This is a genomic window from Bradyrhizobium sp., from assembly GCF_035309285.1.
Classification (GTDB): domain Bacteria; phylum Pseudomonadota; class Alphaproteobacteria; order Rhizobiales; family Xanthobacteraceae; genus Bradyrhizobium.
This window is the reverse complement of record NZ_DATGFH010000043.1, coordinates 1-20674: the sequence shown is the minus strand read 5'-3', so window position 1 is coordinate 20674 and position 20674 is coordinate 1. Positions and strand designations below refer to the sequence as shown.

Below are 20674 nucleotides of genomic sequence, written 5' to 3'. Positions count from 1 at the left end.
CATATGAATTTTCTCCGCAGCGAGAGCGCGTTCCGATGGCCCTGCATCGCGACATCTTCTGGGTCGGCAGACAATGGGCCGTGACCGGTTTCGGGGTGCAGGCGGTCGACCAGCGTCTGAAAGGCGCATTCGATGTCGAGGCGGCGCGGCTGTGGGAAGACGACTTGCCGCAGCGCATGCGCGCGCTGGCCTGGATCAACATCGAGGATTTCAACAGAGCGCTCGACGTCGCGCGGGTACGCTTTCCCGAGCCACCGCGCAAAAAAGGTCTTCCACTGGTTGAAAGCGTGCTGGAATTGCTTCAGCCGTCCGCGCCGGAGACGCCGAAAGCTGCGCCGCCTTTGACGACAACCGGCGTGACCAAAGCCGGTCCGATACAGGCGAGCCCGCCGGAAACCATCTTGCCCAAGCCGAGCCCGAAGGAGTCCAGCCCGCCGCCGGCCGAGCCTCCTGCCATTGAGCCTCCTGCAACACAAATGCCGATTGAATTGCCACAGCCAAAATCTCGGCCGCTTGCGATGCGGATCGAGCATGTGTCGGCGAAATTCCTGCCGCGCTGGCGCGTTCGGCACTGAGCGCCGCGGCCGCAAGCTCCGTCAGTTGGGCGGCGCCATGCCCGGGAATTGATAGTTGCGGTAATATTGGTGGTAGAGGTCGTTCAAACGCCGCTCTGCCGGCACGCAGCCTACGCGCGTCAGGACCATACCGCGTCCGCAATGCCGGCGATGCTCGCTTTCGCCCGGATGGTTCCTGGTTTGCCTGGTCTCCTTCGGTGCGGGCCGAGGTTTGGTCTCAGGCTCGGCAGTCGGCTGGGTTGAAGCGGTCGCGCCGCACTTGCCATCCTTCATGGCGGAGACCGGACAGCTCATCGGCAGGCATTTGCCATTGGAATAAGCGAGCAAATAGGTCTCACCCGACATCGTCACCTGGCCGTTGCATAAGCATCGGCCGCTGACAGTCAATTCGCCACCCTGGCAATTTTCGGCATCGGTGCGAACACAGGTCCCGCCCCCGGCATTGCCGGCGGCCGGCATCAGGTTGAAGCCGGACGGACAGACGCAGGCGCCGTTGCTCAACGTGCCGCCGTCGCAGGTAAGATTTTCGGGCTGTTGCACGGCGATGTCGGCGGCACAGCGTCCGCTCGCAATATCCGCATGCGTGCCGGTGGGGCAGGCGCATTCGTCGGCCGAGTTTTTAAAGCCGCCCTCAAGGCAAGGGCTCGCCGCCAGCGAAGGTGGCGCCGGCGGGGCGGGCGGCGTGACGGCGGGTGGCGTGACGGCTGGTGCAGGCGCCGGCGGCAGCGGCGTCGTGTTCGCGGGCTTGGCAACGCACTGGCCGTTCCGAAACTCCTGCCAGGGAAAGCATCCGTGATCGGTGGCGGAATTCGATTGCGAGTGCGCCGCAGACGAAATGGAAAAGGCCAAACAAATCAAAATAGCGGTCGCGGCAAAAATGCGGGTCATGCGGAAACCCCGTCGCCATTCAACATCGGCGCAAAGGCCATCTGGCATTTTAGTGGCCCCGCAATGGGCGCAAAAGCAAGTGCCGGCTTAACAATTCGTCGATTTTTGAGCCGGCTGCCGCGTTTGCCTGTTCGCGCCGCACCGGATAAGACGGCGCCTTGAAAGAGGCAGGATTCGAGACTTGAGGGTTTTGGCAGGATGCGGATTCTCTGCACCAATGATGACGGCATCCATGCGCCGGGCCTGAAGGTCGTCGAGGAGATCGCGCGGGCGTTGTCCGACGACGTCTGGATCGTGGCCCCTGAACTCGACCAGTCCGGCGTCTCACATTCGCTGTCGCTGAACGACCCGCTACGGCTGCGCGAAGTCGGCCCAAAGCATTTCGCGGTACGCGGCACGCCGACCGATTGTGTGATCATGGGCGCGCGGCATATCCTGGGCGAGACCATGCCGAATGTCGTGCTCTCCGGGGTCAACAAGGGGCGCAACGTCGCCGAAGACGTCGTCTATTCCGGCACGATCGCGGGCGCGCTCGAAGGCACGATCCTGGGCTTGCCGTCGTTTGCGCTGTCGCAGGAATTTTCGGTTGAGACGCGCGAACGGCCGCTGTGGGACACGTCGCTGAAATTCGGCCCGCCGATCATCCGCAAGGTAATCGCGGCGGGCATCCCGAAGAACACGGTGATCAATGTCAACTTCCCGGCCTGCACGCCGGAGCAGGTGGCCGGCATCCGTGTCACGCGGCAGGGCAAGCGCAATCTCGGCTTCCTGAAGGTCGATCAGCGCCGCGACGGCCGCGGCAATCCCTATTTCTGGATCGGCTTCGAGCGCGCGGCGGTGATGGACGCGCCGGAGGAGGGCACGGATCTCGCCGCACTTGCTGCGCGCTACGTCTCGGTGACGCCGCTTCGGCTCGACCGCACCGATGAGGAGTTTTCCGGAGAGCTGACGGAATTGCTGAAATAGCCGTGCGTCGGCCGACCGCGCCGCGCCATTCCATGCCGCGCTGCGTCCGCCTTACACGGTTGCGCTGCGCAGCGTGGTCTCGATCACCTTGCCAAGCGTTTCGAGCTGGAATGGCTTCTGCAGCGCCGGACGGTCGCGATACTCTTCAGGCAGGCCCGACGAGCCGTAACCGGTTGCGAAAATAAAGGGCCGGTTGCGTGCCTTGATCAAATCGGCAACAGGCGAGATCACCTTGCCGTTGACGTTGACGTCGAGGATCGCCAGATCGAAATAGGTAGTTTCCGCAAGCCGCAGTGCTTCGCCGATCTCACCTGCCTCGGCGGCAACGGTGTAGCCAAGCTCCTCCAGCATGTCGGAAACCATCATCCTGATCATGACCTCGTCTTCAACGAGGAACACAGAGCCGCGAGGCGGCCGCGTCACAGTCATGAGGTCAGTCCTTGCACATCCGGATCGTAAGGTTCGCAAAAAACGCCAATGGGTGCAACGTCTACATGCAACTTACGCATCGCTGCCACCGCCAGCGAGTGATCGGTTCGTGCCGCAACGCGAGGCTATCACGCCTGGTTCCGTGGCGGGAACGTGGAGCTGGAAAAATGTTCGGTAGGCCGTAGGTACATATTGCTTCAAACTGCCATGCCCGTGGCGATTCCCGGGCTGCCCGACGAGACCAGGATGTCCTCAAGACAAGGCCCACCAGAGAAGATGATGTTTCAGTTGACCCTGCGGCGACGCGGGATCAGCAACCAGGCGGTGTTGCGGGCGCTCGAGGAAGTGCCGCGGGAGGCCTTTGTCGCCGAGGCCGACCGCGACGACGCCTATCGCGACAGCGCGCTCGGCATCGCCTGCGGACAGACCATCAGCCAGCCCTTCGTGGTCGCTTACATGACCGAGCAGCTCAACCTGCAGAAGCAGCACCGGGTGCTCGAGATCGGCACCGGCTCCGGCTATCAGGCTGCCGTGCTCGCCAAGCTCGCGGGCAAGGTGCTGACCGTCGAGCGCTTCCGCACGCTTGCTGACACCGCCCGCTTGCGGCTGGAGCGATTGGGTTTCGACAACGTCGAAGTGATGCTGGGAGACGGTTTCGACCTGCCCGCCAACATCGGCTCCTTCGACCGCATCATCGTCACCGCGGCGATGGCGCAGATTCCGGAAAACCTGACCGACCGGCTGGAGACGAACGGCATCCTGATCGCACCGGTTGGGCCGCATCATGGCGTCCAGACGCTGGTCCGGATCGTCAAGACCGCAAGCGGTCTGGAGCGCAAGGAGCTTGTCGACGTGCGCTTCGTCCCCGCGCTGCCGGGGATCGCGCGCGAGCTGTAAATTCCCGGATTGGCTTTCCCTCCAACGTCTTATTTGCAGGGTTAAGCGCTTGTTTACTGGGGGCGTGTTTACTCAAAGACGTTCTTTGTTGCGTATGAGTGAGTAACCATGTCCCGTGCTGATGCCTATTTTGGCTCGCGCTGCGTCCCGCAGCTTGCGGTGCTGGCGCTGATCTCCTTCGGGGTCGCCGGTTGCAGCGCCGACATGTCGTCGCGCCTTTCCAATCCCTTCAATTATCAACCGGAATCCACCGGCTCGGTACCGGCCGCCGCTCCCCAAGCGCAGGTCGAGCGGCGCGAGCTGCCGCAATATTCCCGCCCGCCTTACCAGGCCTCGGCAGCGCCGCCTGCCGTTGCCGCACCGCAGTCGTACCCGGTCGCCCATGGCGGCGTCTCCGGCGGCGGCCGCGGGATGGCCTCCTACACCCCGCCGGTCGCCTACGCCCCACCGGCCAAGCCGAAACTGGAAACGACGGCAAGCGTGCCGCCGCGCTCGGTCGCCGCCGCGCGTCCCGCCCCCGGCATGACCATCATCGTCGGGACCAGCGACACGCTGGAAGTGCTGGCCAAACGCTATCACGTGACGCCGGCCGCGATCCTTGCCGCCAACGGCTACAAAGGACCGCGCCGGCTCTCGCCCGGCCAATCGCTGATCATCCCTCGTCCGACCGTCGCGGCCGCTGCTCCGGTGCCCGCTGCGGTTGCATCTCAGCGCGTTGCAGCAGTCCCGGTCGGCAGGCCCGCCGCCGTTGCGGCTGCCCCGAGCATCCACGTCGTCAATCCCGGCGAGACGCTGGCGAGCATTGCCCACCACAATCATATCTCGGTCGCCGAGCTCGCCCGCGCCAATAACATTGATGCTGCCGCCAAGCTCAAGCTCGGCGCCAGGCTGACCGTACCCGCCAAGACCGCGGCTGCTCCGGCGGCGCCGCTCGGCGCGGTTGCGACTGCTCCTGCAGCCGTGCCGGTAGCCGGCACCAGGGTCGCGGCCGCCGCACCCCAACAGAGCGCGCGACTGGCGCAGGCCAATCCGCCGCCGGAAGAGGCAGTAACCCCGCTCAAGGCGAGTGAGGCTACGGGCGCACTGCCGACCTTCCGCTGGCCGGTGCGCGGCAAGATCATCGCCGCTTACGGCGCCAAGACCAACGGCAAGTCCAATGACGGCATCAACCTTGCCGTGCCCGAGGGCACGCCGGTGAAGGCCGCCGAGGATGGCGTTGTGGCCTATGCCGGCAATGAACTGAAAGGATACGGCAATCTGATCCTGGTTCGGCACGCCAACGGCTACGTCACCGCATATGCCCATGCGAGTCAGCTGCTGGTGAAGCGCGGGGACACCATCAAGCGCGGCCAGGTCATTGCCAAATCGGGTCAGTCGGGGGAGGTGGCGTCGCCGCAGCTCCACTTCGAAATCCGCAAGGGTTCCACGCCCGTCGACCCGCTCCAATTCCTCAGCGGGGCGTAACGCTCCGCTTAACTTGTCATTTGCCGGGCTTGACCCGGCAATCCATCCCTCAAGAAGGCATTTGCGAAGAGGATGGATACGCGGGTCAAGCCCGCGTGTGACGAGCGTGAATTACGGATGCAGATCATTTCCAACTCAGCTTCACGCCCAATCGTCCCGCCAGTTCCTGAGTGAACTGCCAGGCGACGCGCCCCGAGCGGGAGCCGCGCGTGGTCGACCATTCCAGCGCCTCACGCTCCAGCTCCTCTTCGGTGAGCTTGATGCCAAAATGGCCGCAATAGCCCCTTACCATGGCAAGATACTCGTCCTGGCTGCAGCGGTGAAAGCCGAGCCAGAGGCCGAAACGATCCGACAGTGAAACCTTCTCCTCGACCGCTTCGCCCGGATTGATCGCGGTCGAACGCTCGTTCTCGATCATCTCGCGGGCGAGCAAATGGCGGCGGTTGGAGGTCGCATAAAGGACGACGTTATCGGGCCGGCCTTCGATGCCGCCCTCGAGCACGGCCTTGAGCGATTTGTAGGATGCGTCATTGCCGTCGAAGGAGAGGTCGTCGCAGAACACGATGAAGCGAAAGGGCGAGGGCCGCAGCAGTTCCATGAGCGCGGGCAGGCTCTCGATGTCCTCGCGGTGGATCTCGATCAGCTTGAGGCGATCGGCGCCCCTGCGGCCGGCATTGATGCTGGCATGCGCCGCTTTGACCAAGGATGACTTGCCCATGCCTCGCGCACCCCAGAGAAGCGCATTGTTGGCCGGCAGCCCATTGGCGAACCGCTCCGTGTTCTCGATCAGGATGTCGCGCATCCGGTCGATACCCTTGAGCAGGAAGAGCTCGACGCGGCTGACGCGCTTGACCTCGGTCAGCCGCCCGTTCGGGTGCCAGACAAAGGCATCGGCGTCGCCAAACGACTCAGGCGCCGCGGGCGCTGGGGCGTTGGCCGAAAGATGGGCCGCAATCGTCTCAAGCGCGCGAACGATCCGCACCGGCACGTCGGTTTCCACTGAAGCCCTGGGGCGTTTTGCTGCGACTTTCGTAGCGTTCTGCGCAACGGCCCTGGAAGCGCTTTTACGGGATTTTTTCGACATGTCTCAAGTTCCTGATGGCGCAGCCTTATCGGGCCTTGGTCGGGCAAGCAAGCTGGCCTGATTCAGTGGGCTGGCGAGCGTTGCAATTGGGACCGCGGCCGCTATATTCCGCGCGAATTTGCCCCGAACCGGACCTTTTCGGGCGCGACCGGTTCACTCCCGTCTCACGAGGATTCCCTGATGTTCATCACCCCCGCGTATGCCCAGGCTGCGGCCGGCGGCGATACCAACAGCATGTTGATGTCGCTTTTGCCGTTCGCGCTGATCTTCGTGATCATGTACTTTCTGATTCTGCGGCCGCAGCAGAAGAAGGTCAAAGACCACGCCGAACTGGTGAAGAACATCCGCCGCGGCGATACGGTCGTGACCTCCGGCGGTCTGGTCGGCAAGGTGACCAAGGTCGTCGACGACGACCAGATCGAATTCGAAATCTCGGACGGCGTGCGCGTGCGGCAGATGCGCCAGATGATCTCGGGCGTGCGCGCCAAGGGCGAGCCGGCCAAGGAAATCATCAAGGACGACGCGTCCGCAAGCTGATCCCCGATGCAAGGCGCGGGCCGCCGCGCCGCATCTTCCTATGATCTGACGAGTCTGTTCAATGTTGTATTTCACGCGGTGGAAGGCGCTCGGCATCATCCTGACGGCGCTGGTGGTGTGCCTTTGCGCCGTGCCGAACTTCTTTCCCGAAGCACGGGTCAGGACCTGGCCGGAATGGGCGCAGCGGCGCCTCGTGCTCGGCCTGGACCTGCAGGGCGGCTCTTATCTGCTGCTCGAAATCGATGCCAACTATGTAAAGAAGGAAAAGCTCGATCAGGTGCGCGACGACGTGCGCCGCGTGCTGCGCGAGGCCAGGATCGGCTATACCGGGCTTTCGACGAAGGGCGACGCGGTCGAGGTTCACATCAGGAAAGACACCGAGCAGGCGACGGCGCTTGCGAAGCTGCGTGAGTTGATCCAGCCGCTCGGTGGCTTGCTCGGCTCCAACGGCCAGCGCTCGCTCGAAGTCACCGACGCGGGCGGCGGACTGATCCGCTTGAGGGTGCCTGAAGCCGCCGTCAACGATCGCATCCGCCAGGCCATCGACCAGTCGATGCAGATCGTCGAGAAGCGCGTCAACCAGCTCGGCACTGTCGAGCCCGTGATCCAGCGCCAGGGCACCGATCGCATCCTGGTGCAGGTGCCCGGCCTGCAGGATCCGACGCATCTGAAGCAATTGCTGGGCAAGACCGCGAAAATGGAATTCCGCATGGTCGACAGCTCGGTGCCGCCGGATCAGGCGCAGGCGGGCAGTCTGCCGCCCGACGACGAGCTCTTGATGAGCGCTTCGTCGCCGAAGGTGCCCTACGTGATCAGGAAGCAGGTGCTGGTGTCCGGCGGCGATCTCACCGACGCGCAGCCGGGCTTCGACCCGCGCACGAGCGAACCGGTGGTGAATTTCAAGTTCAACACCGCGGGCTCGCGCAAATTCGCTCAGGCGACTTCCGAGAACGTCGGACAGCCCTTCGCGATCGTGCTCGACAACGAGGTGATCTCGGCGCCCGTGATCCGCGAGCCGATCACCGGCGGCCAGGGTCAGATCTCCGGCAATTTCACCGTGGAATCCGCCAACGATCTGGCAGTCCTCCTCCGTGCCGGCGCGCTGCCTGCGCCGCTCACCGTGGTGGAGGAGCGCACTGTCGGTCCCGGCCTTGGACAGGATTCGATCGAGAAGGGCGAGCTTGCGGCCTATGTCGGCGCCATCATGGTGGTCGTGTTCATGCTCGTGACCTATCGGCTGTTCGGCGTGTTCGCCAACGTCGCCGTCGTGATCAACGTGGCCATGATCTTCGGCCTGTTGTCGCTGCTCAACGCCACGCTGACGCTGCCCGGCATCGCCGGCATCGTGCTGACGGTGGGCATCGCGGTCGACTCCAACGTGCTGATCTACGAGCGCATCCGCGAGGAGATCCGCGGCGGACGCAATGCGATTTCGGCGATCGATGCCGGCTTCAAGCGGGCGCTCGCGACGATTCTCGACTCCAACATCACAACCTTCATCGCCGCTGCGGTGCTGTTCATGATCGGCACGGGCCCGGTGCGCGGCTTCGCCGTGACGCTCGGCATCGGCATCATCACCACAGTCTTCACCGCCTTCACCCTGACCCGCCTGATCGTGGCGGGGTGGGTGCGGTGGAAGCGGCCGCAAACCGTGCCGATCTAATGCGAGGCCAGAAGTGACTCACACCATTCTCATCGGCCTTGGCATCCTGATCGCCGCGCTCACCGTCGTCAGCGCGCTCGGCATTCTGCCGTCGCTGCGCATCGTTCCCGACAACACGCATTTCGACTTCACCCAATTCCGCCGCATCTCGTTCCCGATCTCGGCGACGCTGTCGATCGTCGCGATCACGCTGTTCTTTACCCATGGCCTGAATTTCGGCATCGACTTCAAGGGCGGCACGCTGCTTGAAGTGCGGTCCAAGTCCGGCGCGGCCGACATCGCGGCGATGCGCGGCAAGCTGAACACGCTCGGGCTCGGCGATGTCCAGCTCCAGCAATTCGGCGGTCCGAAAGAGGTGCTGATCCGCGTTGCCGAGCAGCCAGGCGGCGACCAGGCGCAGCAAATGGCTGTCGGCAAGGTGCGCGGTGCGCTCGGCGATTCCGTCGACTACCGCCGCGTCGAGGTGGTGGGTCCGCGTGTATCCGGCGAACTGCTCGGCTGGGGCATGGCCGGCCTGATGCTCGCGATCGGTGCCATCCTGGTCTATCTCTGGTTCCGCTTCGAATGGCAGTTCGCGCTCGGCGCCATGATCGCCAACGTGCATGACATCGTGCTCACCATCGGCTTCATGTCGATCAGCCAGGTCGATTTCGATCTGACCAGCATCGCGGCGCTGCTGACCATCCTCGGCTACTCGCTCAACGACACCGTTGTCATCTACGACCGTATCCGCGAAATGTTGCGGCGCTACAAGAAGATGCCGATGCCGCAGCTCCTGAACGAGTCGATCAACTCGACGCTGTCGCGTTCGATCGTCACCCACCTCACCGTGTCGCTGGCGCTGCTTGCGCTGCTCCTGTTCGGCGGCCAGGCGATCCACAGCTTCACCGCGGTCATGATGTTCGGCGTGGTGCTGGTTGGCACCTACACCTCGATCTTTATCGCCGCGCCGATCCTGATCTATCTCGGCGTCGGCACCACTCGCGCCGAGGCGCCGGAAACGCCGGCCAGGAAGGCGGACGCGCCGACGAAGAAGGCGGACACGCCGGCCAAGAAGCCGGATGCGGTAGCCAAGAAGTAAGCGACCATGGCAAATCCCCGGCCATGATCCCGAAAGAGCCTGCCCCGCACGTGGATAGCGGGGCGAGCAGCGATTTTCGGACAGAGCTCATGCCCCCACAGAATGACGCTCCGCATCTTCCGAGGTCGGCCCCGATCGAGGCCTATGGCAAGGGCGGCTTCGCCTTTGCGGATATGTCGCACCGGGGCTCGCTGCTGTGCCTGCCCGAGGGGATCTGGGCCTGGGAGGTCACCCGGCCGGATCAGATCGATAAATATTCCTTGCGGCGCGTCTTTGCGGCGGCGAACAGCGTCGACACACTGATCCTCGGCACCGGAACCAAGGTCTGGGCGCCGCCGGCCGAGCTTCGCGCGGCGCTGCGCGCCGTGCATGTGGTACTCGACGCGATGCAGACGGGGCCGGCGATCCGGACCTACAATATCATGATGGGCGAACGCCGCCGCGTTGCGGCGGCGCTGATCGCGGTGCCATGAGCAGGGACGGGGACGCGGCTTCCTTCTGCGCCGATCTCGTGCGCGACCATGATTTTGTCCGCTACGCCTCGACCCTGTTCGTGCCGCCGGCGGAGCGCCGCGCATTGCTCGCGCTCTATGCCTTCAATGTCGAGATCATCCGCATCCGGGACCAGGTCACCCAGCCCTTGCCCGGTGAAATCAGGATGCAATGGTGGACCGATCTGTTGGCCGGGGCCGCGCATGGCGGCGAGGAGGGCAATCCGGTGGCGGCGGAGCTCCTGCTCGTGCTGCGTGCTTACGGACTTCCAGCCGAACCATTGTCGGCGCTGATCGGCGAGCATGAGTTCGATCTCTATAACGACCCGATGCCGACGCTGGCGGCGCTCGAAGGCTATGTTCACGAGACGACGTCGGCGCTGTTCGCGCTGGCGGCGCGGCTGTTGTCGCCACCGTCCGCGGAGATCGATCACCTGGCCCGTCACGCCGGTTTCGCGTTCGGCTTCGTCCAGGTGGTCGCCTCATTGCCGCGCGATGCGGCGCGGCGGCAATTGTTCCTGCCGCTGCAATTTCTGCAAGGCCATGGCAGCGGCTCGGAGGAGGTGTTCGCCGGCAGGCAGACACCCAAAGTGCGTGCGGCGATCGACCAGTTGCTCCGCGAAGCGCGGCGACATCTGCAGACCGCGGAAGGACTGCTCGCCGAGGTGTCGCCCAGCGTGCGGCCGGTGTTCCTGCCACTGGCGCTGGTGCGCCGCGATCTCGCGCGGCTGACGCGCGCCGACAACGATCCCTTCGTGGAGCGGATCCGGTCGCGGTTCTCGGTCCTGTGGACGCTGTGGCGGGCGGCGCGCTCGAAGCAGTTCCGGGCTGCGTAGGTTGCGGTCACGTTCCGTAAACTACCGTCCTTAAGACTATATTCCCGCCTGCCCGCTAGGCTTTTGGGTTGTTGGCATGGTTGCCAAATCCTTAAAGTCCGGAAGCGGCACGCATGAAGAAGAGCCACCGCAGAAAAGCCCGCCTGCCCAAGCGCGCTGCGACCGAGGCGTTGCTGGCGCTGAGCCGCGCCGCTCTGGAGAGCGCGACCCAAGCCATCTGCGTCTACGACGCCGACAACCGGGTGGTGCTGTTCAATCGCCGTTTCATCGAAATCTTCAACATGTCGGCGGACGTGATCCGTCCGGGCCTGACCTACCGCGAGGTCATGGAGCACAGCGCCGCTTGCGGCAATTTTGCACCGGATAGCGTCGAGCAGCGCTGTCGCGACCGGTTTGCCCAGGTTGCCGCCGGCAAGCCTTTCAGCGCACAGCAGGAGATGCCGAGCGGCATCATCATGACGCTCGACGTCAAGCTTCTTCCGGGCGGCGCCTGGATGACGGTCTGCGATGACATCACCCAGCGGGCCAAGCTCGAAAGCGAGCTGCAGCTCCAGACCGAGCGCATCGAGCGTGCGGTCGCGCATATGTCGCACGGCCTGACAATGTACGGCGCCGACGAACGCCTGGTCGTCTGCAACGAGCAATATCTGCAGGTTTACGGTCTCGATCCCGGTGTCGTCAAACCCGGCATCACCCATCGCGAGGTGATCGAGCACTGGGTGTCCCGAGGGAACGCACCGGGGCGGACGGCAGACGACGTCTATCAGCGGCGCATGGCCGAAATTCGCAAGGGCGCGTCCAGCGTCGGGCTTCTGACCCGCAGCGACGGCCACACCATCCAATCGGTCTCGAGCCCCATGCCGGACGGCGGGTGGGTCAGCGCGTGCTATGACGTCACCGACCGGTTGCGCCATGAGGAGGCTCTGAAGCAGCAAAATCTCCTGCTCGACGCCGCGCTCGAGAATATGGCGCATGGTCTGTGCGTCTACGACAAGGACATGCGGCTCGTCTGCCGCAACAGCCAATATCTCGAAATCTACAAGCTTACGCCGGAGCAGGCCAAGCCCGGCACCCATCTGTCCGAGCTGGCCGATTTCGTGATTCGGAACGGCGCGTATTCCGCCGCCGAATACAATGCCGAGCAGATCATGGCTACGGCGCGAGAGCGGATCGTCAACCTCGATCACGCCGCACTGCATCGTCGCACCGCGAACGGCCGCCTGATCGCCGTTCGCTACCGCCCGCTTCCCGACGGCGGATTTGTCGGCACCTACGAAGACATCACCGAGCGGGAGCGGGCGCATGAGGAACTGAGCGAGCAGCACCGGCGCTTCGATGCGGCGCTCAACAACATGTCGCAGGGGTTGTGCATGCTCGACAGCAATCTGCGCATGATCGTCTGCAACAAGCGCTATCTCGACATTTACGGGCTTTCGCCGGAGATCGTGCGTCCCGGCGTCAGCATGCGCGAGATCATGGAGCATAGTTGTGCACTGGGCAATCATCCCGACACCAGCGCGCAGGAGCTCTATGACGGCTATGTCGAGAAGCTGAAGGATGGCGCCCGCACGATCTTTCGTCCCCTTGCCGACGGTCGCATCATCAAGCTCCATCACAGCCCGATGGAGCACGGCGGCTGGGTCATCACCTATGAGGACGTCACCGAGCGGCACAAGGCCGAGGCGCGCGTCACCCATATGGCCCAGCATGACGCCCTGACGGATTTGCCCAACCGCGTGCTGTTCCGTGAAAGGATGAACGAGGGGCTCGCGCGGGCGAGCGCGGAAGGCGCGGCGATGGCGGTGCTGTGCCTAGACCTCGATGATTTCAAGACGGTCAACGACCGGCTGGGCCACGCGATCGGCGACCGGCTGTTGTGCTGGGTCGCGGACCGGTTGCGCGAATGCGTCGGCGAGAACGACACGGCTGCACGGCTCGGCGGTGACGAATTTGCCGTGCTGCAATGCGGGCCGCAGCCGGAATCCGCCGAGCGCCTGGCACGGCGCCTCACCGAGATAATCGGCCACCCGCCGCCATTCGAGGATCAAATGGTCCATTCAGGCGTGAGTATTGGCATCGCCATTGTGCCTGTGGATGGGCTCCGGGCCGAGCCCCTGATGAAGTGCGCCGACCTTGCGCTCTATCGGGCCAAGGCCAAGGGACGCGGCGGCTACGAGTTCTTCCGCTCCGAGATGGAGGAAGTGGCGCTGACGCGCCATCTGCTGGAGACGGATCTGCGTGGTGCGCTGGAGGCCGGCGAATTTCACCTGGTCTACCAGCCCCAGATCAGGCTCGACAGCGGCGAGCTCACGGGCTTTGAGGCCCTCCTGCGCTGGGATAGCGCCAAGCGCGGGCCGATCAGCCCCGCCGAGTTTATCCCGATCGCGGAGGAAACCGGCCTCATCGTGCCGATCGGCGAATGGGTGTTGCGGAGCGCCTGCGCGACCGCGGCGCAATGGCCGGATTTCGTCAAGGTCGCCATCAACCTCTCGCCCGTCCAGTTTCGCGCCCGCGGCCTTGCCGCCATGGTGACGAGCGCACTTGCAGCCGCCGCGCTTGCCCCGGATCGCCTCGAACTGGAGGTCACCGAGAGCGCGCTGCTTCAGGATGATGCCGCCACGATTGCGATCCTGCATCAGCTTCGTGCGCTCGGCATCCGCGTCAGCATGGATGATTTCGGCGTCGGCTATTCATCGCTGGGCTATTTGCGCAAATTCCCGTTCGACAAGATCAAGATCGACCGTTCCTTCATCGGTACGCTCGGCGAATCCTCCGGCAGCGAGGCGATCGTGCGCACCATTGCGAGCCTCGGCGCCAATCTCGGCATGACAACCACGGCGGAAGGGATCGAGACAGCCGAGCAGCTCGAGCTGGTGCGCCAGGCGGGTTGCTCGGAGGGGCAAGGGTTCCTTTTCAGCCGCCCTTGTGCGTCTACGGAGGTCTTTCGCATCATCGAACGATTGAATCATGCTGCCCGCGTCGCGTAGCTTGGGGACATGACCTCCCACCGCCCCGCGTCCGATCTGGAGAAGCTTCCGGTCAAACTGGCAGACATCACTGCCGCGGCGAAAGTGATTGGCAGCTCAGTCACCGCTACAGTCTGTAACGAGAGCCGGACCTTAAGCGAAATCTGCGGCTGCAATCTCTGGCTCAAGTTCGAGAACCTGCAATTCACCGCAACTTTCAAGGAGCGCGGTGCGCTCAACCGCCTCAGCGCACTGTCGGCGGAGGAGCGCCGGCAAGGCGTCATCGCCATGTCGGCGGGAAACCACGCGCAGGGGGTAGCCTATCACGCCAAGCGCCTCGGCGTTCCCGCCACGATCGTCATGCCCGTGGGTACGCCGATGGTGAAGGTCGAAAACACCCGCCGTCACGGCGCGGTCGTCGTCGTCACGGGCGCCACGTTGGAAGAGGCCGGCGCTTATGCGGCCGAGCTCGGCGAAACGCACGGCATGACCATGATCCACCCCTACGACGATCCCTTGATCATCGCGGGGCAGGGCACGATCGCCCTTGAAATGCTCAAAGCCGTGCCCGCATTGGATACGCTGGTGGTTCCGATCGGCGGCGGGGGGCTGATCTCGGGTATGGCCATCGCCGCCAGGACGCTGAAGCCGGATATCCGCGTCGTCGGCGTCGAGGCCGAACTCTATCCGTCAATGTACAACGCCATCAAGCACACGCAACTTCCGATGCGGGGCGATACGCTGGCCGAGGGAATTGCGGTCAAATGGCCGGGGAAGCTGACCACGGAGATCATCCGGCACGTCGTCGATGAGATCTTGCTGGTGAGCGAGCCCGAGATCGAACGCGCGGTGGCCGAGCTGATCAACATCGAGAAGACCGTGGTTGAAGGTGCAGGCGCGGCGGGCCTCGCCGCGGTCCAGTCCAGGCCCGAGCTGTTCGCCGGCCGCAATGTCGGTTTGGTGCTGAGCGGCGGCAATATCGACACCCGCCTGATTGCATCGGTCTTGACGCGGGAGCTCGCACGCGAGGGCCGGCTCAAGCAATTGTCGCTCGACATCGTCGACCGGCCGGGGCAGCTGGCGGCAGTGGCGTCGCTTTTGGCCGAAGCCGGCGCCAATATCATCGAGGTTTCGCATCAGCGGACCTTTTCCGATCTGCCGGCCAAGGCGACCGTGCTGCAGCTTGTGATTGAAACGCGCGACCGCGCCCATCTCGAGGAAGTGCTGGCCCGGCTTTCGGCCGCAGGGCTTGCCGCGCGCTGCGACTAGCGGTCCCTGACGCTGGAATAGGCAGCGTAAAAACTGAAGGTTCCTCCCGCTTTTTCCATAAGCCTTTCTGCGCTCTGGACGTTATCCGGTCGGGGGCGGTAGGCTCGGGATGCTGCCGCACAAGCCGGCGGGTCAAGGGAGGAACGGACCATGCGCGAATTGACGCCGGACACCGTCACGAACGCCGTTCTGGAACAGATGGCGACCACCCCCGACCCGCGCATGAAGGAAGTCATGGCGGCCGCGGTCAAGCATCTTCACGCCTTTGCCCGGGACGTGAACCTGACCCCCGGGGAGTGGATCAAGGGCATCGAATTCATGACCCTGGTCGGCAAGATGTGCACGCCGGCCCGCCAGGAGTTCATCCTGCTGTCGGATACGCTCGGCCTTTCGGCGCTCGTCAACGGCCTGCACGACAGGACGGCGCTGGAGGAGGGAACGCATACGAGCCTGCTCGGCCCGTTCTATCGCGAAGCTTCACCAAAGCTTGCTCCGGGCACCCAGATTGCAAAACACGTCAAGCCGGGCACCGAATGCGTGCTGTACGGGCGCGTCACCGGCGTCGACGGCAAGCCGCTGGCGGATGCCACCGTCTCGGTCTGGCAGACCGGCGCCGACGGTCTCTATGACATCCAGGAGAACGCTTCGTCCGTCGACTATCGCGGTGTGTTTTCGACCGACAAGGACGGACTCTACGTCGTTCGCACCGTCAGGCCACGCGGCTATTCGATCCCGATGGACGGGCCGGTCGGCGAGATGGTGAAGGCGCAGAAGCGCCACGGCATGCGGCCCGCCCATATTCATTTCCTGGTCGGCTCGCCCGGCTATCGCGAGCTCGTCACCGCGCTCTATCTGCGCGACGATCCGCATCTGGCCGACGACGTGGTGTTCGGCTCGTCCGATGATCTCGCCGTCGACATTGCACCGAGTGATCCCGAATGCCCGATTCCGGGCCTGCCGAGCATCCGCTTCGACCTGAAGCTGTCGCGCGAGGGCGAGGCCGACAAGACCAGCGGGCGCGTCGGCTCCGACCCATCGGCGATCCTCAAAGGCGAAAATGCAAAAGTTGCCGCACCGGCGCCCGCGGCAAGTTAAGGCTGATCAACAGGGCGACTCGATAATCAAGAACTGATCCTAGGGGGAAACATGAATCGTAGAACGGTGATCGGCTGGGCAACGGCCGCAGTGGCGCTCGCTCTCTCGTCGGTTGCGAGCGCCGAAGGGCCGCCGATCAAGATCGGCATGTCGATGCCGCAGACCGGGGGATTGGCCGCCGGCGGAAAGGCCTCGCTGCTCGGCATCGAGATCTGGCGCGATGACGTCAACGCCAAGGGCGGCCTGCTCGGCCGCAAGGTCGAACTCGTCGTCTACGACGACAAGTCAAGCGCATCGGAGACCCCCGCGCTTTACGCCAAGCTTCTCGATGTCGATAAGGTCGACCTGCTGTTTGCGCCTTACGGGACGGTGCCGACCGCGCCGATCATGCCGCTCGTGAAGCAGCGCGGCATGCTCTTGATGGGCAACTTCTCCTTCCAGGTGAACCGCAAGGTTCACCACGACATGTGGTTCAACAACGCGCCGTGGGGACCGGCCGATAGCTGGGCGAACGGCTTTTTAAAGCTCGGCCAGAAGGCTGGCGGCAAATCCATGGCGCTGCTCTCGGCCGACCAGGAGTTCGCGCAAAATCTCGCCACGACCGCGCGCGAGGTTGCCAAGAAACTCAATATCCCGATCGTGTTCGACCAGGCCTATCCGCCGAGCACGGCCGAGTTCTCAAGTATTGTCCGCGCGGTCGCCGCGGCGAAGCCCGACATCGTTTTCGTCGCATCCTATCCGCCGGATTCGGCCGGGATTCTGCGCGCCGTCAACGAGATCGGTATTGGCGACAACGTCAAGATCTTCGGCGGCGCCATGGTCGGCCTTCAATTTGCTACCGTGATGGAAAATATGGGATCGCTGCTCAATGGCGTGGTGAACTACAACACCTGGCTGCCTGAAAAGAGCATGTATTTCGACGGCACCAAGGACTTCTTCGAAAAGTACACCAAGCGCGCCATCGCGGCAAAGGTCGACCCGCTCGGCTTCTATATCGCGCCTTACGGCTACGCCATGGGCCAGATGATCGAGGAGGCGGTCAACGCGACGAAATCGCTCGACCAGAAGACGCTCGCCAAATATATCCGCGAGCACACCCACAAGACCATCGTGGGGTCGATCACCTATGCCGACGACGGCGAGTGGAAGCAGAGCGCGACGTTGGAGGCGCAGTTCCGCGGCGTCAAGGACAAGAACATCGACCAGTTCCGCCAGGCGGGCAAGCAGGTGATCCTGTTCCCCGACAATCTGAAGACGGGCGATCTGATCGCTCCCTTTGAGGCCGCGCGCAAATAGGCGCAAGTCGTCGGACTTCCAGTGCATTGATCCGAAAGGGCGTGCCGCGCCTTTCCGAACAGATCATGCGCAGAACAACGAGCTAGGGCGCGACGATGATACCGTCGCCCCTGGAGGACGGGGAGGGCTACTCTACGTGTTCTCGATGGAGTTGCTGCGCGACGCAGTCGTGCTGGGCGTGCTGCTCGGCTGCTTCTACGCGGCTGTCAGCATCGGGCTGTCGATCTCGTTCGGCCTGCTTGACGTACCGCAGGTCGCGCACCCCGCTTTCCTGGTGCTCGCATCCTATTGCGTCTTTCTGCTCAACGACAGCTATGACATTGACCCGCTCGTCGCCGGCCTCCTGATCACGCCGGTCTTCTTCCTGCTCGGTCTATTGACCTATCGTCTTTACCACGAGACCTTCGAGAAGCGCGGCAGCGATGCGGGCGTGCGCGGCATCGCGTTCTTCTTCGGGGTCGCCTTCATCATCGAAGTGCTGATCATCCTGCAGTTCGGTGTGGATCAGCAATCGGTCACGGCCTCCTACATTGGCAAGGCGTGGCGGATCGGCGACCTGCGCATCCCGGTCCGCCAGCTCATCGCCTTTGCCGTGGCGCTGGCGCTCACGGTCTCGCTCGCCGTCTATCTATCGAAGACCTTCATGGGCCGCGCGATCCGCGCCGTGGCGCAGGACGAGGAAGGACTGCGGCTGATGGGCGCCAACCCGGTCCGCATCAAGCAGTTTGCCTTTGGCATCGCGACCGCGGTGCTCGGAATCGCCGGGGCGCTCCTGATCGTGGTTTCGCCGGTCGACCCGACGCTCGACCGCGTCTATATCGGGCGGACTTTCTGCGTTGTGGTGATGGCCGGGCTCGGCAGCATCTCGGGAACATTGATTGCCTCCATCATCCTCGGCGTTGCCGAGTCGATCGTGCTCACCATGTTCGGCGCCTCCTGGGCGCCGGCGATCTCATTTGCGCTGTTGCTCGGCGTTCTGGCCGTGCGGCCGCAAGGCCTGCTCGGCAGGTGATGCATGCGGCGCGGCTCGATCGCATTCTGGTTTGGCGCGGTGGTGTTCCTGGCGGTCGCCCTTGCGCTGACGCAGACGCTGCAGAATGAATATCCCTTCTTCGCCGGCTACGTGATCCTGCAATTCATCGTGCTATCGGTCGCCTGGACGATTCTCGGCGGCTATGCGGGTTACGTTAATTTCGGCACCAATGCGTTCTTCGGCGTCGGCGTCTATACCGCCGTGCTGCTGGTCCAGGTCTTTCAGGCGCCGCTCGTCGTGCAGATCCTGACCGCAGCCGCGGTCGGCAGCCTGCTCGGCCTTGGCGTCGGGTTACTGACGCTCAGGATGCGCGGCATCTTCTTCTCGATCGCGACCATTGCGCTTGCCATCATCATCGAGACGTCAATCACCAACTGGCGCTTCGTCGGCGGGGCCGCCGGCATCCAGCTCCAGCGGCCGCCGGTGACGGCGCCATTCGACAGCTATGTGAAGCTCTTGTTCTTCGTGCAGGCCGTGCTGGTGGTGATCGCAGTCGCGGTCACGCGCTTCATCCAGAATTCGCGGATCGGCCGTGGCTTGCAGGCGCTGCGGGATGACGAGCTTGCGGCTGAATGCATGGGCGTGCCGACCTTGCGCTTAAAACTCCTGGCCTGCGTGATCTCGGGCGCACTGATCTCCGCGGGCGGAGCGCCGGCCGCGATGTACCTGCAATATGCCAATCCCGACACGGCCTTCGATCTGAACTATTCGATCTCGGTGCTGGCGATGTCGCTGATCGGCGGCACCGCACACTGGATTGGACCGGTGCTGGGTGCGATTCTGCTGGGCACCACCCAGCAGTTCTTGCAAGTCACGATTTCTTCCGAGGTCAACGTGCTCGTGCTTGGCATTATGCTGGTGGTGTTCGTGATCGCGGCACCCAGAGGCATCATCGGTCTTGTCGCCCGCGTCGCGGGCAAGGGAGGGCGCGCATGACGGACGCGACCGCTCCCGAAGCACCATTGCTGCGGATCGATACGCTGACCAAGACCTTCGGCGGCTTCGTTGCGCTCGACAACATCAATGTCGAGATCCGCAAGGGCGAGCGCTTTGGCCTGATCGGCCCAAACGGCTCGGGCAAGACGACGCTGGTCAACTGCATTTCCGGCGCGCTGCGCCCGAACAGGGGGGCGGTGCTGTTCGCAGGCGAGGACATCACGCCGCTGCCGCCGAACCTGCGCTCACATCGCGGCATCGCCCGCAGCTTCCAGATACCACGGCCGTTCCGCAGCATGACTGTGCTGGAGAATCTGATGGTGGCGCTCGACTTCGCCGCGCACGGCCATCTGTTCGAGACCGAACAGCATCGCCGCGAAGCCGCGATGGTGATCCTGAACAGGATCGGGCTGGCCGCGAAAGCCTTCACGCCCACCACAACGCTGACCCAGGTCGAGCTGCGCAAGATGGAGCTGGCGCGTGCCATGGCGACGGGCCCGAAGCTCCTGATCTCCGACGAGGCGATGGCAGGCCTGTCGGCCTCTGAGGTGGACGAGGTGCTGGACCTGTTGATGAGCCTTTGCGGCGAGGACATCGCCATTATCATGATCGAGCACATCATGCAGGCAGTGATGCGCTTCTCCGAGCGCGTGATGTGCCTTGATGCCGGCAAGATCATCGCGATCGGCGCACCCGGCGAGGTGATGTCGAACCCGCGCGTCCAGGAGGCCTATCTTGGCACTTAGCCTGGCGATCGGGGCCCTGGACGCAGGTTACGGCGCGGTGAAGGCGCTGCGTGGAGTCTCGCTGCGTGTCGACAATGGCGAGACCGTCGCGCTGCTCGGCACCAATGGCAACGGCAAGAGCACGCTGATCAAATGCGTCATGGGTCTGGTGCGTCCGACGCGCGGCAGCGTGTCGCTCTCGATCGACGGCACGGTGCACGACCTGACAAAATTGTTGCCGGAACAGATCGTCGACCTCGGCGTGGCGCTGGTGCCGGAGGGGCGGCGGCTGTTTCCCAAGCTTACGGTCGTGGAGAACCTGATGCTCGGCGCTTTTCGCAAGGCGGCCCGCAGCGCGATCCAGCACAATCTGGCGATGGCGTTCGAAACCTTTCCCGTGCTCCAGGAGCGCAGGAACCAGCTGGCCGGCACCATGTCCGGCG

At 63.9% G+C, this 20674-nt stretch carries 19 protein-coding genes and 1 pseudogene; 17 read left to right on the top strand and 3 right to left on the bottom strand.

Going from position 1 to position 20674, the window contains the following annotated elements:
• Positions 1–35 precede the first annotated feature (35 nt).
• A pseudogene (locus VKR55_RS08945) lies at positions 36–257 on the top strand (hypothetical protein); the annotation flags it as partial.
• A 339-nt stretch (positions 258–596) separates the two neighbouring features.
• Here the strand turns inward: VKR55_RS08945 and VKR55_RS08940 are convergent.
• Positions 597–1463 carry a hypothetical protein gene (locus VKR55_RS08940; RefSeq protein WP_324401950.1) on the bottom strand — a complete coding sequence of 289 codons (867 nt, stop codon included), beginning with the start codon at positions 1461–1463 and terminating at the stop codon, positions 597–599.
• 198 nt (positions 1464–1661) lie between these two features.
• On the opposite strand from VKR55_RS08940, the gene surE reads away from it, so the two are divergent.
• A complete protein-coding gene (surE, locus tag VKR55_RS08935; RefSeq protein WP_324401948.1) occupies positions 1662–2429 on the top strand; it encodes a 5'/3'-nucleotidase SurE in 768 nt (255 codons plus the stop codon).
• A gap of 51 nt (positions 2430–2480) precedes the next feature.
• Here the strand turns inward: surE and VKR55_RS08930 are convergent, their stop codons facing one another.
• Complete coding sequence (locus VKR55_RS08930; RefSeq protein WP_324401946.1) at positions 2481–2858, bottom strand: response regulator; 378 nt, start codon at positions 2856–2858, stop codon at positions 2481–2483.
• Between the two features lie 246 nt (positions 2859–3104).
• Between VKR55_RS08930 and VKR55_RS08925 the strand changes: the two genes are divergently transcribed.
• Positions 3105–3755, top strand: a complete 651-nt coding sequence (locus VKR55_RS08925; RefSeq protein WP_324401944.1) for a protein-L-isoaspartate(D-aspartate) O-methyltransferase — start codon at positions 3105–3107, stop codon at positions 3753–3755.
• A gap of 108 nt (positions 3756–3863) precedes the next feature.
• Positions 3864–5219, top strand: a complete 1356-nt coding sequence (locus VKR55_RS08920; RefSeq protein WP_324401942.1) for a LysM peptidoglycan-binding domain-containing M23 family metallopeptidase — start codon at positions 3864–3866, stop codon at positions 5217–5219.
• Between the two features lie 124 nt (positions 5220–5343).
• Here VKR55_RS08920 and VKR55_RS08915 read toward each other — a convergent pair whose 3' ends face one another.
• Positions 5344–6303, bottom strand: a complete 960-nt coding sequence (locus VKR55_RS08915) for an ATP-binding protein (protein ID WP_324401940.1) — start codon at positions 6301–6303, stop codon at positions 5344–5346.
• A gap of 180 nt (positions 6304–6483) precedes the next feature.
• On the opposite strand from VKR55_RS08915, the gene yajC reads away from it, so the two are divergent.
• From yajC to VKR55_RS08850, 13 genes are all read left to right on the top strand, one after another.
• Positions 6484–6840, top strand: a complete 357-nt coding sequence (gene yajC / locus VKR55_RS08910; protein WP_324401938.1) for a preprotein translocase subunit YajC — start codon at positions 6484–6486, stop codon at positions 6838–6840.
• A gap of 61 nt (positions 6841–6901) precedes the next feature.
• Positions 6902–8503, top strand: coding sequence for a protein translocase subunit SecD (gene secD / locus VKR55_RS08905; protein ID WP_324401936.1), 1602 nt, complete (start codon positions 6902–6904; stop codon positions 8501–8503).
• 13 nt (positions 8504–8516) lie between these two features.
• Entirely contained in the window at positions 8517–9584 is a 1068-nt protein-coding gene (secF, locus tag VKR55_RS08900) for a protein translocase subunit SecF (RefSeq protein ID WP_324401934.1), read from the top strand.
• A gap of 89 nt (positions 9585–9673) precedes the next feature.
• A complete protein-coding gene (locus tag VKR55_RS08895) occupies positions 9674–10057 on the top strand; it encodes an Mth938-like domain-containing protein (RefSeq protein WP_324401932.1) in 384 nt (127 codons plus the stop codon).
• Positions 10054–10911 carry a phytoene/squalene synthase family protein gene (locus VKR55_RS08890; protein WP_324401930.1) on the top strand — a complete coding sequence of 286 codons (858 nt, stop codon included), beginning with the start codon at positions 10054–10056 and terminating at the stop codon, positions 10909–10911. The genes VKR55_RS08895 and VKR55_RS08890 overlap by 4 nt, the downstream gene beginning before the upstream one ends.
• A 113-nt stretch (positions 10912–11024) precedes the next feature.
• Complete coding sequence (locus VKR55_RS08885; RefSeq protein ID WP_324401928.1) at positions 11025–13898, top strand: PAS-domain containing protein; 2874 nt, start codon at positions 11025–11027, stop codon at positions 13896–13898.
• Between the two features lie 9 nt (positions 13899–13907).
• Positions 13908–15146 (top strand): threonine ammonia-lyase, encoded by a 1239-nt coding sequence (locus tag VKR55_RS08880; protein ID WP_324401926.1) that lies wholly within the window; start codon positions 13908–13910, stop codon positions 15144–15146.
• Positions 15147–15296: 150 nt separating this feature from the next.
• Positions 15297–16241 carry a dioxygenase family protein gene (locus VKR55_RS08875; protein ID WP_324401924.1) on the top strand — a complete coding sequence of 315 codons (945 nt, stop codon included), beginning with the start codon at positions 15297–15299 and terminating at the stop codon, positions 16239–16241.
• 51 nt (positions 16242–16292) lie between these two features.
• Positions 16293–17537 (top strand): amino acid ABC transporter substrate-binding protein, encoded by a 1245-nt coding sequence (locus VKR55_RS08870; RefSeq protein WP_324401922.1) that lies wholly within the window; start codon positions 16293–16295, stop codon positions 17535–17537.
• Positions 17538–17682: 145 nt separating this feature from the next.
• Positions 17683–18549, top strand: coding sequence for a branched-chain amino acid ABC transporter permease (locus VKR55_RS08865; RefSeq protein ID WP_324402020.1), 867 nt, complete (start codon positions 17683–17685; stop codon positions 18547–18549).
• 3 nt (positions 18550–18552) lie between these two features.
• Complete coding sequence (locus VKR55_RS08860; RefSeq protein ID WP_324401920.1) at positions 18553–19506, top strand: branched-chain amino acid ABC transporter permease; 954 nt, start codon at positions 18553–18555, stop codon at positions 19504–19506.
• Complete coding sequence (locus VKR55_RS08855; RefSeq protein WP_324401917.1) at positions 19503–20252, top strand: ABC transporter ATP-binding protein; 750 nt, start codon at positions 19503–19505, stop codon at positions 20250–20252. Before VKR55_RS08860 ends, VKR55_RS08855 begins: the two co-directional genes overlap by 4 nt.
• A partial coding sequence (locus VKR55_RS08850) for an ATP-binding cassette domain-containing protein (protein WP_324401915.1) occupies positions 20242–20674 on the top strand: 433 nt, incomplete at its 3' end. The genes VKR55_RS08855 and VKR55_RS08850, both read left to right, overlap by 11 nt.